Annotated in this window: 15 protein-coding genes; 8 read left to right on the top strand and 7 right to left on the bottom strand. The window is 46.2% G+C overall.

Going from position 1 to position 16,075, the window contains the following annotated elements; translation table 11 throughout:
- The first annotated feature begins 764 nt into the window (after positions 1–764).
- The 4 genes from ACFW2W_RS25620 (at position 765) to ACFW2W_RS25635 (ending at position 3,528) form a co-directional block, all read left to right on the top strand.
- Positions 765–944 (top strand): hypothetical protein, encoded by a 180-nt coding sequence (locus ACFW2W_RS25620; RefSeq protein WP_378184591.1) that lies wholly within the window; start codon positions 765–767, stop codon positions 942–944.
- A 162-nt stretch (positions 945–1,106) separates the two neighbouring features.
- Positions 1,107–2,141, top strand: coding sequence for a zinc-binding dehydrogenase (locus ACFW2W_RS25625; protein WP_378184592.1), 1,035 nt, complete (start codon positions 1,107–1,109; stop codon positions 2,139–2,141).
- 63 nt (positions 2,142–2,204) lie between these two features.
- Positions 2,205–2,798 carry a hypothetical protein gene (locus ACFW2W_RS25630; protein ID WP_378184593.1) on the top strand — a complete coding sequence of 198 codons (594 nt, stop codon included), beginning with the start codon at positions 2,205–2,207 and terminating at the stop codon, positions 2,796–2,798.
- 250 nt (positions 2,799–3,048) lie between these two features.
- A complete protein-coding gene (locus ACFW2W_RS25635) occupies positions 3,049–3,528 on the top strand; it encodes a hypothetical protein (RefSeq protein WP_378184594.1) in 480 nt (159 codons plus the stop codon).
- 12 nt (positions 3,529–3,540) lie between these two features.
- On the opposite strand, the gene ACFW2W_RS25640 is transcribed toward ACFW2W_RS25635, so the two are convergent.
- The 4 genes from ACFW2W_RS25640 to ACFW2W_RS25655 all read right to left on the bottom strand — a co-directional run bounded on the left by ACFW2W_RS25640 (position 3,541) and on the right by ACFW2W_RS25655 (position 5,395).
- Positions 3,541–3,876, bottom strand: a complete 336-nt coding sequence (locus ACFW2W_RS25640) for a DUF5615 family PIN-like protein (protein ID WP_378184595.1) — start codon at positions 3,874–3,876, stop codon at positions 3,541–3,543.
- Positions 3,843–4,906, bottom strand: a protein-coding gene (locus ACFW2W_RS25645) for an ISKra4 family transposase (RefSeq protein ID WP_378184596.1) whose coding sequence is annotated in 2 segments (ribosomal slippage) — positions 3,843–4,750 and positions 4,750–4,906 — 1,065 coding nt in all. Because the reading frame shifts where the segments join, the coding sequence is not laid out codon by codon here. The genes ACFW2W_RS25640 and ACFW2W_RS25645 overlap by 34 nt, the downstream gene beginning before the upstream one ends.
- 28 nt (positions 4,907–4,934) lie before the next feature.
- Entirely contained in the window at positions 4,935–5,063 is a 129-nt protein-coding gene (locus ACFW2W_RS25650) for a hypothetical protein (RefSeq protein WP_378184597.1), read from the bottom strand.
- Positions 5,063–5,395 (bottom strand): DUF433 domain-containing protein, encoded by a 333-nt coding sequence (locus ACFW2W_RS25655; RefSeq protein WP_378184598.1) that lies wholly within the window; start codon positions 5,393–5,395, stop codon positions 5,063–5,065. Before ACFW2W_RS25655 ends, ACFW2W_RS25650 begins: the two co-directional genes overlap by 1 nt.
- Before the next feature lie 397 nt (positions 5,396–5,792).
- Here ACFW2W_RS25655 and ACFW2W_RS25660 point away from each other — a divergent pair, with 397 nt between their 5' ends.
- Together ACFW2W_RS25660 and ACFW2W_RS25665 are read left to right on the top strand one after the other, a co-directional pair.
- Entirely contained in the window at positions 5,793–6,260 is a 468-nt protein-coding gene (locus tag ACFW2W_RS25660; protein ID WP_378184599.1) for an excisionase family DNA-binding protein, read from the top strand.
- 3 nt (positions 6,261–6,263) lie between these two features.
- Positions 6,264–6,833, top strand: coding sequence for a PIN domain-containing protein (locus ACFW2W_RS25665; RefSeq protein WP_378184600.1), 570 nt, complete (start codon positions 6,264–6,266; stop codon positions 6,831–6,833).
- A gap of 44 nt (positions 6,834–6,877) precedes the next feature.
- Here the strand turns inward: ACFW2W_RS25665 and bchH are convergent, their stop codons facing one another.
- Both bchH and ACFW2W_RS25675 read right to left on the bottom strand, forming a co-directional pair.
- The gene (gene bchH, locus ACFW2W_RS25670; RefSeq protein WP_378184601.1) at positions 6,878–10,669 is read right to left on the bottom strand and encodes a magnesium chelatase subunit H; all 3,792 of its coding nucleotides are present in this window, start codon (positions 10,667–10,669) and stop codon (positions 6,878–6,880) included.
- Between the two features lie 90 nt (positions 10,670–10,759).
- Positions 10,760–12,397, bottom strand: a complete 1,638-nt coding sequence (locus ACFW2W_RS25675) for a hypothetical protein (protein ID WP_378184602.1) — start codon at positions 12,395–12,397, stop codon at positions 10,760–10,762.
- Between the two features lie 574 nt (positions 12,398–12,971).
- On the opposite strand from ACFW2W_RS25675, the gene ACFW2W_RS25680 reads away from it, so the two are divergent.
- On the top strand, positions 12,972–14,045 hold the full coding sequence (locus ACFW2W_RS25680; protein WP_378184603.1) for a peptidoglycan-binding protein: 1,074 nt from the start codon (positions 12,972–12,974) through the stop codon (positions 14,043–14,045).
- 403 nt (positions 14,046–14,448) lie between these two features.
- Positions 14,449–14,895, top strand: a complete 447-nt coding sequence (locus ACFW2W_RS25685; RefSeq protein WP_378184604.1) for a hypothetical protein — start codon at positions 14,449–14,451, stop codon at positions 14,893–14,895.
- Positions 14,896–15,055: 160 nt separating this feature from the next.
- On the opposite strand, the gene ACFW2W_RS25690 is transcribed toward ACFW2W_RS25685, so the two are convergent.
- Positions 15,056–16,051 (bottom strand): S-layer homology domain-containing protein, encoded by a 996-nt coding sequence (locus ACFW2W_RS25690; RefSeq protein ID WP_378184605.1) that lies wholly within the window; start codon positions 16,049–16,051, stop codon positions 15,056–15,058.
- Between the last annotated feature and the right edge of the window lie 24 nt (positions 16,052–16,075).

Below are 16,075 nucleotides of genomic sequence, written 5' to 3' on the forward strand. Positions count from 1 at the left end.
CCTGTGAGTCTGCAATTATTCAACTCAGCCCTAACAAAACACCCGCACCCTCCTCGCCCTCTGAGTTACATCTATGGCACTAAGCGTGAGAACCGAAGCGAGATTTTCTTTTCTTTGAACAGGGGTGGCAGCGGACCAGAGGATATAGCAATTCCAGGGTTGGGTGCAATACATCAGTAGGGGCATGGCAATCAAAAAGCGCCTACTGAACGTTAGAACCGCAATATATTCCACCCAACTGAGAACCGCTATATATGCCGATAAGGTTTGTTGCCACAGGTTTTCTAGTAACGCTGGTGTATCAAGTGCTGGTTCAAAGAAGGGGGAGAAAGAGCCAAATCTTTTTCGATTTCTGTTTTGATTTAGGCGCTGGTTCGGACTCTTTAAAGCCTCTTTTGTCGGCTGGCGATCGTAGGTGTCTTAGAAACCTCTTGCCACGAGCTTAATCTAGTTTTCCCAGGTCGAACACCGGCTGAAATTCTACGATCCCCGAAGTCCGGATACCCCACCAGGAGATGATCCCCAGGATAGATGAACAAAACCTATGTTCAGTTTTATCTTTATTTATCAGAGCGGTCAACTCGCTTATATTCGGTCTTAGGGCATCAGGATCTCGCAACCAAAGGGTTTCGTTAACTACATCTTTGTTTAAGGTTCGGGAAGCTAAAGGTTAATTTATTTCTTCAGATTGTGTCCGCATATACATTCGATCGAGTTAGCAATGACTCAGGGGTGTACATTTGGTGAATAAGGAGTTTAATAAAATGCGAATGAATACTTGTCATTGTTGCGGCAGTCCTCTTCTGCGTCATGCGCGGCAGAATGGGGTTTATTGGTTTTGTACTTCATGCCGACAAGAGATGCTGCCCCTAGCGCTGGATCAAACACCTCGCCAGGAGGTTCTGGGAGGGCGATCGCTCTCTATGAAGCTGGTGAAACCTTAAAAAAGTTCCCAGTGCCTCTTTGGGAAGGAAAAATTACATAATCTTTTTGCCTGGTGCTGCCGTTCCCAGGCTCAAACTGGGAACATATTCCCTGTCATGTCAGGAGTAAGAATTCATCTGCCCTGATAAAATCAGCTTGGACACGGTTAGGGGCAGTGTATCATGCTGGCAGCGGTACTTTACGGACAAACGGATCTACGCCTGGAACAGGTCGCTGACCCTACTCCCTCTGCTGGTGAGGTGGTGATTCAAGTGGCAGCGGCAACGACTTGCGGCACCGACCTGAAGGTTTGGCGGCGTGGCGGTCATGCAAAGATGCTCAAGCCTCCCACTTTGTTTGGTCACGAGGCAGCGGGGCGGATTGTGGCGGTGGGAAGCGGAGTCCAAGGTTGGCAATTGGGCGATCGCGTAGTTGCCAATAATTCTGCTCCATGCATGAATTGTTTTTTTTGTCAACGTCAAGAATATTCTCTTTGCCCTAACTTGACATGGAATAACGGCACGTTTGCCGAGTATCTAAAAATTCCCGCCCCGATTGTGCAACACAACCTGTTGCCCATCGCAGATGACTTGCCCGATGCCTTGGCGGCGATGACCGAACCGTTAGCCTGTGTGCTGCATGGGGTAGCACGTTCTAATGTGAAGTCGGGCGATGTCGTAGTGGTGCTGGGAGATGGGGCAATTGGGCTGATGTTTGTGGCGGTACTGGCGCATCAATCGGCATCGGTGTTGCTATTTGGGGGAAATGACCAACGGCTGGAAATTGGGAAACAGCTAGGCGCAGTGGAAACGTTTAATTATCATCATCTGACGGATATACCGAGTGTGGTGAAACGAACCAACCCCTGGGGTGCAGATGTGGTCATAGAAGCTACGGGTGTACCCGCAGTTTGGGAGAGTGCGATCGCTTGTGCCCGTCCTGGTGCTACCGTCAACTTATTCGGGGGTTGTCCGCGAGATACCACCATTACCGTCAATACCGAACAACTCCACTACAGCGAACTCACCCTGAAAGGCGTTTTTCACAACACCCCAAAATATGTACGAGATGCCTTATCTGTGTTGGCGAGTCGCGCCATCCCCTTAGAATTGCTCATCAGCGAACATCAGCCTTTAAAGCATTTAGAGCAAGTGTTCCAAGATATGAAGAATCGTAAGGTAATTAAGGTTGCTATCGACCCCAGCATGGCATCTTAAGAATAGCGATAGCTGAGAACAGGGTGCTGATTGGTGAAGTATGTTTGCAGGTTTAAGGTTTAAATGAAAAGCGTTAAATTTTGGTCAATTCTGTCACTGGGAATTTTACTAGCACTCTCGACCGCTAAAAGCGCCGACGCCCTACCCGGACAGAAAACAGAAGAAGTTACTGCCTGGATTAATTCTAATCCTACCCTTCGACCTTCTACAGGCGATGGGCTATTAGTGCAAAAGACCAATACAGCCGCCCAGCGATTTACTTTTCTCGCAACTGTCCTTCCTCCCGGCAGAGTCACTTTTACTAAAGATCGAGGCACGATTCGCAGCGAACGCTTTTCTTTTTTTGACATGATTAATGGCGTTACTCCACAACGTCTAAAGGAATCGCTGCGGGTAATTTATGGCCCAGATATCTATCAAGACTACGATCGATCCCGAATTGTCTACGAATATCCCACGGCACAAACTGTAGACTTAGCTCGTCGGCAGCGGCTTCCGCTTTTGGCAGCACAACAGGGAGAACTGCGCTTAGGAGAGCGATTTGCTTACTGGATGGAAATTGTCCAAACCAAGACAGGGAAGGCGTATAACGGTCACATGGTCGTTTTCTTGAGAGAGGATTTAGACAAGTTGGAAACGGAACTGCGCGATCGCTAAATAATAGAAATGGCTAATTGCTAATTGTTTAATTTACTTAGCGATTAGCGATTAGCAATCTATTGAGTGGTAACTACTTATTCCAACCCTTACCCTTATTCTTGTTCTTTCCTTTTTCTGTTTCCGCAGATGCTGTATTGCCAGCGTCTGCGGGAGCCGATAACTGTTGGCAAGGATAAAGCGACAAGGCTAGAAATCACTAACCAACGAGAAAACCTCATATTTTTGGGTTCTGATAGAAGGTGTATTCATGATCGGCAAACAAGACTACACTGCACAAATACTTGACGGGTGGATTTATCAGATCGTACCGGGACGTTATGGGCATCATCTGGAGATTTGGAACCCCCAAGGCAACCCATATCGCAGCCTAAAAGCTTTTGTGCAATACGAGGATGCTATAACATTTGCCGAATCCCTGATTGCCTTGAGTAATAACGAAAGCAATTGGGTTTTTTACAACGAGGACAGTATTAGCTTTGACCGAATGATGCAACAGCTAGTTGGCGTCGAATGCGACGACTTGATCTATAAAGAGTGGCACGTTAAATCCTATGAAGATTCTGATAACAACTGGAATCTTTATGCGATTAATCCAGTCATCGGGAAAACCGAGATTTTACTGAAACGACAGGCAGATTTACAGGAAGCGATCGCTCTGGTCAAGGCTAAGATTGATGCAATTGAGTCTACACGTTATCTCAGTTATTTGCTCAATAATGATTCTTAAGTGTAGAATTTTTCACAACGGCAGGTAACGTATTTGCCCTTCCCATTCGCCTTCAAGAGTGCATTCTGCTAATAACAAAATATCTTCAATGACACGACCAATTGAAACGTCAAGGCTAACTTCAAAGACTCCAGGCATAGACAGCCCTGCCGCAACTCGTTCGTAGGCAAACTGTGTGATAGTTGCTACGTCATGTGTAAGCAATATGCGTCCTTCTTGTGCTGCCCACTCTAGCACAGTTGGGTCATCTACTCCAGATAGACCAACATCTTGAACTCTGACAATATCGGGAGCATCCCACTCTGGCAAATATATTAGATAGCGAGTGTGCCATTGAGATAAGCACAACGCACCGAAAGTACCTGATTAACATTCTCGGTTTTCCATTGTGCCCCAGAAATTTTTACCCTTAAACCAATCTGCTTGATTGCCGACTCTACAGCTCCTGAGCCAATGGAACACAGTTGCTCAGCTTGATAATAGCTGTAGTTGACAATCCGGTGATGATGTTGCTGGAGATAAGCGCAGAAGTTTCTTGCCTGCTTTTTTCGGCAATCAGCAAACAAAGCGACGGCGGCTTCCACCTGCCCTTGCCAGAGGAAAGCCTCAGCCTGTTTGAGTCGCTTCCATGACCCACCAACTTTATAAAGATTTTCTTTCAGGTGATACCAGTCCAGAATTTCGCGCCTTGTCTCAGGTGTAGCCAATTCCTTGACCAAATTCCAAACGCCATCATGACCATCACCTAAACAGACCAATGGAGCAGTCAAGGGCTGGGAGTTGACATAATCAATTAAGCATTGGTTGTTGTCAAAAAAAGCTCCGTAGTATATGCCTTGTAGTCGCACAGCTTTATAATCTCGCCAGTGGCATCCTTGTTTTGGTTGGCCTCGCCGGCGCACTTTGCCTCCATCAACACTCACTTCTGACACAGCTTGCAGTGCTTCTGGCAGGAGCAAGTCTTGTCGCTGCACCAGTCGTTGCTGTGTTGTATGACCTACTTTTACTCCCGTCAATGCCTCGATTTCAACTTCTGCACTTTGATAAGACTCATTGGAAGACACTCGCAGGCAACACTTCTCAAGTAAAGGACTGAGCTGACTCCTTGGTTTCAACCCTAATTTTTCTGCCTGCCTCGCTTTCAGCTTGATTACCCCCACACAGCTTTTCACTTTTCGGGTTTTACCTGTATTGATTCCCGTTGCTGCTTCAATAAAAAAAGGGCGATTTCGGGGCTGACGTGTTTTAACATCTGCTGCCGCACTGTTTTTTCAATGCTTTCTAAGTCCGTCAGTTCACTCTCTTGTGTCTCTTCATACAGTAGTCCTGCTAGTTCTTGCAAACAGGCTTGTAGACGCTCTTGTTTCTCAGGATTCATTATTTAGGCAGGGAGCTTTAGTTTTTTCTTACATTCTCTCAGCACAGGTATATTTGCCAAAGTGGGATGCTCCCACAATATCTAAATCTGGTTGGCGACGTAACAAACCCCGCACAATATTATTGTTAAAGTTCTCGTCAGCTACAAATCGCAGCATTATTGATTATTCGTCCGGCGAGACAGCAGGCGATCGCGCACCCCATTGGGGTCAAACTTAGCTTCATTTTGCTTGCGTATCTCACTTGCGCGTTTTTGCCGTTGCTGCAAATACACTTCAACTTCTTGCCGATGCCGTAAATAGTAGCTGATTACAGCATATACATCAGCTAGCTGCAATGATGGGTATTGAAACACAATCTCCTCAGCAGTCGCCCCAGAATTGAAAGCAGCTACAACTGTATCTAATGTTACCCGTGTTCCGCCCACACGCACCAAACCCTCAGCGTTTACTTCCAAGGGAATGGGTTCAGATGTAATTGAAAGTGCCATAGCGCATTCACCTTCTTTATTGTTTTGATTGTAGGTATATTTTATAACTTTTGCAAAAGTTATATTTATAGGAGGAGCGATCTCATCTCTCCAAATCTTCCTTATGATTTGCTATTGCGTCCGACGAGACAGCAAGCGATCGCGCTAACGCGCCGCTTCGCTAACACACACGCCTAGAGGGTCGAATTTAGCTTCATTTTGCTTGCGTATTTCACTTGCGCGTTTTTGCCGCTGCAAATACACCTCTACTTCTTGCCGTTGGCGTAAATAAGACTGACACTAAGGATAGTGCTTAGCACTGATAACAATGCAGAACGCAAGATTTACTTTGGTCGTTTTATCGAATTATTACCATAAAATATATCAAAGACTATGGGATCCCTAATCTAAAATTGATATGACAATCCCTGCCTCTCAAAACTTCCGACCAATTCTGCCTACAGAAGAAGACGCTACTCAGGCTCAAGCTAGTAGCCAAATTTTGGCATCTTTGCAAAACAATCAGCCATATCGCACTATCAAAGTTATGCAAGATGAAACCAAGGGTGAGACTGTTACCATACCAGAGGCAGTATTTGATTTACTCGTTGAAATTTTGGCACAGATGGCTCAAGGTAATACTGTAAAGCTTACTCCAATTACCAAGGAACTCGAAGTCTATCAGGCAGCTGAAATACTGGGTGTCTCACGCGAGTATTTGTGGGGTTTACTCGATTCTGGAAAAATTCCATACACAATAGTAGGAAACACCCGTCAGATGCGCTTTCAAGATGTCATGGATTACAAAAATAGAGCTTACGAAGAAAGTATGAAAGCCCTTGATGAACTTGCAGCACAAGCACAAGAACTCAAGATGGGATCATGAGTGGTGACAAGTTTTACAGTCGTTTATGATGCTTGTGTATTATATCCAGCCGCACTACGCGATCTATTAGTGGAGTTGGCACTTACTGACCTATTTAATGCACGTTGGACAGAAGAAATTCATAACGAGTGGATGCGAAATGTTCTTCAAAACCGTCCTGATATAAAACTTGAACAGCTTACCAGAACCAAAAATCTGATGAATATCAGTATTAAAAATTGTCTGGTTACGCGCTACGAGGCAATGATCCCGCAGTTGCAACTTCCCGATCAAAACGATCGCCATGTCCTCGCAGCAGCAATCCAGTGTAATGCTAGTTTAATTATCACTTTCAACCTCAGAGATTTTCCTACTGAGGCTCTTGCACCTTATAGCATTCAGTCTCAGCATCCTGACGATTTTATCCTAAGCTTAATTAACCTTAACCGGGCAGTAGTTTGTCAAGCCGCAGAAAGGCAAAGAAGCAGGCTGAAAAATCCACCTAAAACACTTGATGAATACCTGGACACACTTCTAAAACAAGGACTTCCGCAGTCAACTGCGACGCTGAGGGAGTTGTGTTATGAGATATAGCGTTGTTGGCGGTGCAGGTGCATAAGCGAAGTCTTCTAGATTTTTTAAACAGTTACACCTTCGATTTCTGCCTCCGATAACTCGTACAATTCGCGTAGTTTCTGCAACTTCTCCTCATCGGGTTGCCAGAAACCACGACCATTTGCTTCTATCATTCTGGCGACAATATTGCGGAAAGCTTCGGGATTTGCCTCGCGCAATTTATTTGCCATTTCTGCATCTAAAGCATAGGTATCTGCTGCTTGGTCGTATACCCAATCATCGGTAAAATCAACAGTACCTCCCCAACCAATTAATGCTGTCATGCGTTGGGAGATTTCATAAGCACCACCTGAACCTTGATTCGCCATTGCTTCCGCCCATTTCGGGTTAAGCAACTTGGTGCGATACTCCATCCTCAGCAAGTCGTCTAAGTTGCGGGGGGTGGTGTCTTTAGAGAAGCTTTCGACGAAGCTGGCGCTAACTTTTTTCCCGCGTTGTTTTTCTGCGGCTTTTTTCAAGCCGCCAGTGTTGGCGTAATATTCTTGAATATCGGTGAGACCGTATTCTACAGAGTCGATTTCTTGGACAATGCGATCGCTTGTTTGCAACAACTGCGTCAGAATTTCTGGTCTAGCTTGTCCTTTGTCTTTTCTACCGTAGCTGAAGACATTGCGATCGCGCCAAGTATCGCCCAATTCATCGCCAGATTCCCAGTTACCATCGGTTACGCGATCGTTTACCAGCGAACCAAAATCACCAGCGGGGTTAGAAAATAATCGCGCTGAGGGATTTTCTACACCTTGAGATTTCAAAGCTAAAGCGTGTTTGCGGATAAAGTTTTGGTCTTCCGGTTCATCAGCATCAGCGGCGCGTTGGAATAAGTCATCCAACAATTCAATAATGTTGATAAAGGTATCGCGGAAAATGCCAGAAAGATTCGCCAGCACATCAATACGCGGATGACCGACTTCTGCTAAAGGTTTCAACTCATAACGAACAATTCTACCAGTACCTTCCTTAATAGGTTCAGCACCCACTAATTCCAGCAAAATTCCCAGAGATTCGCCCTTCGTTTTAATCGCATCTAATCCCCACAACATTACCGCCACAGTTTCAGGATAAGAACCATTTTCCTTCAGATGCTGGGCGATAATTTTTCTAGCAATTTCTCGACCCCTTTCATAAGCTGCTGGTGAAGGCATCCGATAGGGATCTAAAGCATGAATATTCCTACCCGTTGGCAACACACCAGCACCATCCCGCAACAAATCGCCACCCGGTGCAGGCGGAATATATTCACCATTAAGTCCCCGCAACAGATTAGTGAGTTCATCACTGTTTTGTAGCAATAAATCACGGATTTTTATAGCTTCATCTATCAACTCTGGAAGGTTAGGATTGATGCGAAATATGACATTCGGATATGTTTCGTGTAGGTATTCCCAGTATGCTGACAATGCTGCCGGTTTGTCTGCACCCTTAGCAACTGCCTCAACAATTTCTTTCGACAATTCAAAACAAGCATCCAAATAGCTAATTAATCCTTCTGGAGTTGGAGGTTCTCCCAGCGTGTGCAAACCAGATGAAAACAAGCGATTTTCCAGAACTTGCAGATATTCGTACAACTTCACCAAATAACGGTTAAAAGCATCTGCACTAAACATTCTGGCATTCTCAGCAGTGAAGTCAATCCCTAAGCGTTTGGCATCCTCCAATGGACAATCTGCATCGATTCCCGTATCTACAATCTTTTTGCAAATCGCTTCCTTGAGTGCATAATTCTTCTCTTGGTCTTCCCGATACTCCGAGATTAAATCGCGCAGCGACACCAGTTCTTTGTACAATCCAGCCCGACCATAAGGCGGCACATTATGGGAAATTAGCACCCCGTAGCCGCGCCGCTTTGCCAACATTGATTCAGAGGGATTGTTCGCCGCATAGATATATAGATTGGGTATATTTCCTAGCAGAATATCCGACCAAGAATAGCCCGTATTACCCAGCGGAGATCCCGGCAACCATTCAACCGTTCCGTGCATTCCAAAGTGAACGACAGCATCAGTTTGAAAATCGTTTTGCAACCACTTGTAGAAAGCGGCGTACTGAGGATGAGGTGTCAAATCGCGCTCAAACATTAGCCGCATCGGGTCGCCGGAAATGCCCAATGGTGGCTGTACGCCTATCCAAATATTTCCTAGTTGTATCCCACCAATTTGAAATTCATCTCCATAAGTTTTGATGCCAGTTCCGGTGAGGGATTTCCACTGTTTTTCGATGCGGGTGGTGAGGAGGTATCCCAGCCATTTTTCTAGGGTTTTGACATTGACGGTGTTTACCCCTTCTAAATCTCTTCTTGCCCCTCCGTTGACGGGGAGGGTTGGGGTGGGGTTCTCATCCGCTTCTTTCACCCAGCGGATTAATTCTTCCCCATCTTCCGGTATATTCCCAACATTGTAGCCTTGGTCTTTGAGGGCGTGGAGGAATTTAATTAGACTTCGCGGTACATTCAATAAAGCCGCTGTCCCCGTCGCCCCATATCCAGGCGGAAATCCATACAGAATTACAGCGATTTTGCGTTCAGCAGTTGGCTTTTGTCGCAGGGAAATCCATTTTTTCAACCTTCCTGTTAAACGCTGAACTCGTTCTGGAATCAAATAGATATCTTCTCCCACCAAACCACCGAGGGGAACTGCATCGATTGCCCCATCCAGTTCTGGCAAAGCATATAAAACGACACTTTGTAACCCGCCAATACCCTGCCGCGTCCAAGAATGGATATCCTGAATTAGCAGCGGTGCAGCGACGATATAGGGTACATTCTTGGCAGTTAGAATGCGTTTGGCTACTTCCACCTGTCGCCCTGCTTCCATCGACCCCGCAGGGCCACCGACGAGGGGAAAGCCAATCGTAGAGACAATTGCATCCACTGGCACCGCATCTTCAGACAGCGAGGAAGTTTCAATATTACCCTGCTGTCGCTGTTGCATTTCGTAGTTTGTGGTCATCCAATCTCGCACCGCCACATGACCTTCGACGCCATTGATAAAAATTGGCAAAGGTATCAACCCAGCTTTCTCAAAGTGGCGAATTAGTTGGGGAATGTAAGGCTGTTTAGTGATAACGTGCTTGCGATAAAGCAGAATTCCCACAGTTGAGTAGGGAGACGGCACTGCTGTATCCCTACTTTGATACCAATCTAAATATGCCCTTGGTGATTCAAAAAAGCCTTGATAATCGGGATGCAGTAATCCCATATTTGGAGTTTCAACTGGCGGCGGAATTTCTCCCACTTTTAATCCCAAATATTTCTCTGCCAGCGTCCAGAACATTGACGCGACATTTTCGGTTCCACCAGCGTTCCAATAACCATAAATAATCAGCCAGTTGCGTAAGTCTTGCACTTTTTGCACTGGCACAAATTTTAATAACTTTGGCCCAACTTTCAAAAAGCTAATATAACCAGCAAGTTTGTCTTCTTCTCGCCCGTTGCTAAATTTGTCGAGAATGAATTTAACAGGTTTGGGCATTCCCTTGGGCTTATCGCCAATTTTGAACGCGCCTATCTGAGTAAGACTCATCAATTCCAAGGCTGACTCAAAGACGAGGCGAATGGGGATATTTTGCACCCTTTGGCGCAACCACATCACTTGGTCGTAATCAAATAGCAGACTGCCGAAAAAGACATCTGCCCCTTGGAGTGCGGCTTCTACGGCTGCGGGTTCTGTTGTGAGGGCGCGATCGCTAAACACCCGAATATCCAACTCTGGACAGCTAGCCTGAGCCAAATGCGCTGCCTTACGATACAGGTCAGCGTTGAAAGATTCAAATCCAGCAATTAGAACAATGCGTTTCATGCCCAGAGATCCTAAAGGTTCCTACTTTCGATCTTAAGCAGGAACCTTAGCGATGGGACGCCCAATCCCACCCCAACCCTCCGATTGCTTTTAGTAACTACCTGTGAGCATCCGGCTGAAGATATTAAAGTTCTTATCAATCAAACCGATTAAACTCTGAGCATTGGAGAGCGATCGCGGTGGGTTAGAAATCAGCGTATCCAGGGCAATCAAGCGATTAAAATCAACTTTGATGTCACCAGTCCGCTCAGTTTTCCCATCGCTTTCATAAAACTTGACACCCACATTCTTGTGCATAATCTCGATCAACTCCTGCGCCATGATGCCATAGCCAATAGTGGTGGGATGAATGCCATCCAGAGAGAATAAGCCGCCTTGGGTGCGACCCGTTGCATCAGATTTAAAAAAGCGGGAGTCTGGTACGGGTGAAAGCGCTTGAAGCTCAGGTGGCAACTCGTACTGACCACCCACTTCATCCCACCAAGTCGGTCTGGCGTCGGGGTCTTGAATATAGCGCCTGGATGCCAAGCGATCCAGTAATCCAGCCATTTCAAACAGATACCAATCTCTGCCTTCTTGTCGAGCCTCGCGCACCGCATCGGTTATAGAGTCGTTGTACTGGTCAATGGCACTATCGATGGCTCGTGCCTCATCCTCTGTCAGGTACGGGTGCTTATTGGGATCGAATTCTTCTTCGGTAAGCCAAGGCAACGAGTAGTAAGGGAAGTATCGAGATCCTGGCTTCGCTTTTTCCCCCTCTTTATTTTTATTGATACCACGGGCAAAAGGAACGATGGTGACGTGAGGAATCGTTGCCATAATTACATGGCGAGCGCGGATTTGCTTAACTTCCTCAACTAACTTGTCCAGTTCAGCCTTAAAGTGAATTGGACGCCAGACAGTATAGCGATCGTTGACCGCCATATCGTCATAACCTTCAGCGCTCCAAGCCGCCTTGAATGTCAGAATACTACCCAGCGCATTATTGCCACCGATGACAACAACCAGCGTTTCAATGCCGTCTCCATCGCCAGTTTCTTGCATCCCCTCAGCACCCAGTGCTGCTGCCGCTTGCAGTGGTGTCAGCGCGTTGCCTTGTGCATCTCGTGCCGAATTCAAAACTCGGATGGCAGCGCGTTCGTTATGATACTCGACAACCTGCCGGAGATAATCGTCTTTAGGCGGATTTTTCCGAATGATGTCTAGGCAAATGTCCGCAGTGCGCGACAGGGTATTCCGCAAATCCCACCCATAGACTGCCAGGTTGTGATTAATCCCTCGTTGAATTGGGAAGCGGGAGCCTGCGTCACGTTCCCAATAATCTTCTACATCGTCCATGTAGCGGCGGATAAACAACAGCGCCGGGGCGAAATCCAACCAGTTGATGTCGCCAAACTCCCGATCGAGTTGTCGAGCCAGATTTTCTAGGTTGAGCGGAAACCCATCTCTTGGCCCTTCGTAGGTGGGATAACGCATCTGGTGAGACCAGCCCATTTCCTTGGCAATCATCATGGGATAGGAGAGGCTAGTATTAAAGATTGCCCCACTTTGAAAGCCGTGTGAGAGAGAGTCCCCAATCGTGACCAGCCGATGCTGGGGAGTGCCTTGTCTATTCACTTCAACGGAAATGCCCAGGCTGGGGTCTGTAATGGGTTCTCGCGCCTGTGCCTGAATTATTACATCGTCTGGCGTGCGATCGCGCATCCGAGATTTTCCAGAGTCTGCCATAAAGTCTCCTGATTAAAAAAGCGAACATCAGTTACCGGATGATCCACAACCGATGAGATAAAATCCGGAATTCATATTAGTTCTCTTTCGATTTTTTCCTGATAAATCAGCAACGGTTTCAAATTAGCCGGTAGAATCTCTAAGATGATAAGATTCAATTAAATATTGTAGCAATTTGTAACAATATTTTATTTGAAAACTGGACAGTAGATTAGGTAGAGGTTTTACTAGAAAAGCTGCCTCAAATTTGAGAAAATTTACTTTGACAGAAAAGCCAGCTCCTGAACTAACCACTAATTATCATGAAGTATGGAATTGATATCGGACATAATGTGCCTCCTGATACTGGAGCCAAAGGATTACACAGGAAGATGGAAGTAAGAACTAAAGTTATATCATTGAAATCTCTTGGGCATCAAGTTATAGAATGTAAGCTGTATCGCGCCAGTAGTGTAACTCTCAGTAACTGCGTTTTCTGTTAGCGTTAAAACAGCCCAAAAGCTAGACTTGATCAATGGCTTTCTCTAGGCTAATTAACGAAGAAACTTAGCAATATTCAATTTAGGTGAAATCTATGGCTTTTAATATCACTGCGCTGAAATTGCCCACACTCAAAATCGGCTCTAATGGAGCGGCAGTTAGTGCTTGGCAACGCTTTTTAAAAGAAGCTGATTATCCGATAGGAACTGTTGATGGAGACTTTGGCAAGATCAGCGATATAGCTACCCGCAGTTATCAGCAAAGAAATAACTTGCCGGTCAATGGAGTTGTGGATAATACCACCTACACCAAAGCTTTGAGCGACGGTTTTATTTATAAAGTTCCGAATCTTACGGCGGCACTTTTGCTCGCTTATCTGCGCTTTGGTGAGGCAGAGGTTAAAGATTTACAAAAGAGCTTGAATACAATATTGGTTCCAGACTTAACAGTAGATGGAGACTTTGGAGCTAGAAGTAACCAAGGGTTAGCCCAAGCTTATTTGCAAAGGGATGTGCGCTTGCGTGGTGAATTGGAGGATCTACTTTCTGCAACTACTAAGCAGAAATTAGGCGCAGATTTTATTCCAGCAATAGATATCCTGAACGCCTATGCCAAAAGAATTAGATTTCGCCTGAGTGGCCCGCATTGGTATGAAAGCTTTCCGACTAGCCGCTCGATTTCTGATTTAGCTTCACCTTTCCGAGAAAAAGTCACAGCTTTTCAAAAAGCTTTAATTGATGCGGGGGCCCAAACCGTTATCGCCGCTACCTATCGACCTCCGCAACGAGCCTACATGATGCACTATTCGGCTAGAATTAGTCGAGGAGAAATTAGAGCAGAAAATGTGCCAAACATGGCGGGAGTTGACATTGAATGGGTACATTATACGAACGCTGTATCCGTGCAAGCCGCACAACTGATGGTGGATGAATTCGGGATTGGTGGTAATCCGGTTGCTCTAAAATCTCGCCATACTGAAAGGCTAGCCATCGATTGGAACATTACCTGGGAAGGAATTATGAAAATTAAAAAGAGAGATGGCACTATTGTTAATATTGGCGCTCCCACGAATGGTGCCAACAATACGGCTCTCTATAGTGTGGGTGCATCTTATGGTGTATTTAAGCTAGCAAATGACCCGCCTCACTGGTCAGTTGATGGTCGCTAAGGCTTACTATAGCAATCCTCAATGAAGGCGAGATCCTAAGGCAACTTTTACGAAGTCGGGGATCTGAACCGCTGGTATCTCGCAAATCAAATAGGATTGCTATACCTATTTGATTTGCGAACCCCTGTAGAGACGCGATTAATCGTAGAGACGCGATTAATCGTAGAGACGCGATTAATCGTAGAGACGCGATTAATCGCGTCTCTACACTAAGGCGAATACTCGCGCACAACTCAAATAGGATTGCTATATCATTTTTGAGTTTAGATTGTAGAGACGCGATTTATTGTGTCTCTATTTATAGGTAGTTGCAGAAATTTAAATCGGGCAATGGTAAAGCAAAATGGTATGAAAACAAAAGGTAAACTTTGCTGATTGCCAAACATCTACCCAACTGATAGCTATGCAACTTCAAAGATTTGACCTCAGCGCGGTCATTATCCGCACTACAGCGATCGCTCTACTGACATTAATGGCTGGCTGTTCATCCGATCCGCTTGCAGAATCAGCACTCCAGCCAACCCAATCCTCCAATCGCGCGATCGCTACTACGGCAGAAGTGGGTTTAGCACGCCACTTGAAACGCATCAAAGCCAAATTTTACGGCGCATATTGGTGCCCTTACTGCACAAAACAGAAAGAAATGTTTCCAAAAGAGGCACTTAGCTATATAAACTACATTGAGTGCGATGCTAATGGTAAAAATCCGCGTCCAGACCTGTGCAGCAAGGCAAAAGTCAAAGGCTTTCCCACCTGGGAAATTAAGGGTCGGCGTTACTCAGGTCTGCTTTCTTTAGAAGAACTCGCCGAGCTATCCGAGTATAAAGGCGATCGCAACTTCCAAAACTGAATTTGCAGGACTTACGCAACATCACCACATTTGGGGGCAACCACAGGGGGATTGCCCCTACAAAACACTATATTTATAAGCTTTGCGTAAGTCCTGATTTGATGACACGCACCAAACGCTTCGCTCAAATGAACAATGCCATACCCCTACAATGGTTTCTTCATTGTGGCTGCACAACGGCTGGAGAGGGAATCGGTTCTGCTTGTCCGGCTTGTACTAGAGCTTGATAAATTGCAGCAGCTACCTCAGCACGAGTCGCAGCCTGATTCGGTTTGAGCAAGTTTTGATTCGGATAGTTAATCACAAGACCGGCTGCCGTAGACGCTGCTACACCTTTTGTCGCATACTGAGGAATCTGATTGGTATCTTGATAAGTCTGTAAAACTTTAGCAGGATCGGACGGCGGTTTAAGCCCTAAGCCGCTGGCAAGGGCAACCAAAACTTGCGCTCTAGGAATTTCTTGGTTTGGTAGAAACTGATTTCCCGGATATCCTTTTAAAAAACCCGTTGCCACAGCTTGCTTGATTCCTGGTTCAGCCCAGTACCCAGAGGGGACATCTTTAAAGTTCAAAGCATTCTGAGCCGGTTTTTGACCAAAAGCTTTCCGCAACGGAGCCGTAAATTCCGCCCTCGTGATCGGTTGATCGGGGCGAAAAGTGCCATCGGTGAAACCCGCGAGGATGTTGCGCTCAACCAGCGCTTGAATGTAAGGACGCGCCCAGTAATTATCGGGAATATCGGAAAAGTTGATCGCTTTAGCTGGCGCAGAAGGCGCGGCTACTGTGGCGGGGGCGACTGACGGCGCTGGGGCGGAAGGCGCGGGTACTGGTACGGGAATAATCGGGATGCCTCTCGATACCGTGTTTGGCTCGTCCGGTATGAGTAGCGTTCGGTTTGGGTCGTTCGTTGAAGCAGGTGTCGGAACCGTTTGTTGGGTGGGCGATTCTCCTGGTATCACCGTTGGTAGCGGCGCTGCTGGCGTTGGACTCGCTGTGGCGTCAGGAGTCGGAAATCCGGTCAAATTCAACCCTGGCTCCCTTCTACCTATCGACCAGAAGAAAATCGTGCCAATCACGCTGAAGGCAACAACAATGCCAATCAAATCATCAAAGCCAAGCCGAGAGGAACGTGGATCGGGGGGAGGTGAATTTGTCATTTACCTGAGTTCATGCAGCAAGTA

Source organism: Coleofasciculus sp. H7-2 (assembly GCF_042747725.1).
Lineage (GTDB): Bacteria > Cyanobacteriota > Cyanobacteriia > Cyanobacteriales > FACHB-T130 > FACHB-T130.

What these genes read in the sequence shown, in the direction of transcription:
- ACFW2W_RS25620 (WP_378184591.1), top strand. Translation starts at nt 765, where the DNA reads ATGCGAATGAATACTTGTCATTGTTGCGGCAGTCCTCTTCTGCGTCAT.
- ACFW2W_RS25625 (WP_378184592.1), top strand. Translation starts at nt 1,107, where the DNA reads ATGCTGGCAGCGGTACTTTACGGACAAACGGATCTACGCCTGGAACAG.
- ACFW2W_RS25630 (WP_378184593.1), top strand. Translation starts at nt 2,205, where the DNA reads ATGAAAAGCGTTAAATTTTGGTCAATTCTGTCACTGGGAATTTTACTA.
- ACFW2W_RS25635 (WP_378184594.1), top strand. Translation starts at nt 3,049, where the DNA reads ATGATCGGCAAACAAGACTACACTGCACAAATACTTGACGGGTGGATT.
- ACFW2W_RS25650 (WP_378184597.1), bottom strand. Translation starts at nt 5,063, where the DNA reads ATGCTGCGATTTGTAGCTGACGAGAACTTTAACAATAATATTGTGCGG.
- ACFW2W_RS25655 (WP_378184598.1), bottom strand. Translation starts at nt 5,395, where the DNA reads ATGGCACTTTCAATTACATCTGAACCCATTCCCTTGGAAGTAAACGCT.
- ACFW2W_RS25660 (WP_378184599.1), top strand. Translation starts at nt 5,793, where the DNA reads ATGACAATCCCTGCCTCTCAAAACTTCCGACCAATTCTGCCTACAGAA.
- bchH (WP_378184601.1), bottom strand. Translation starts at nt 10,669, where the DNA reads ATGAAACGCATTGTTCTAATTGCTGGATTTGAATCTTTCAACGCTGAC.
- ACFW2W_RS25675 (WP_378184602.1), bottom strand. Translation starts at nt 12,397, where the DNA reads ATGGCAGACTCTGGAAAATCTCGGATGCGCGATCGCACGCCAGACGAT.
- ACFW2W_RS25680 (WP_378184603.1), top strand. Translation starts at nt 12,972, where the DNA reads ATGGCTTTTAATATCACTGCGCTGAAATTGCCCACACTCAAAATCGGC.
- ACFW2W_RS25685 (WP_378184604.1), top strand. Translation starts at nt 14,449, where the DNA reads ATGCAACTTCAAAGATTTGACCTCAGCGCGGTCATTATCCGCACTACA.
- ACFW2W_RS25690 (WP_378184605.1), bottom strand. Translation starts at nt 16,051, where the DNA reads ATGACAAATTCACCTCCCCCCGATCCACGTTCCTCTCGGCTTGGCTTT.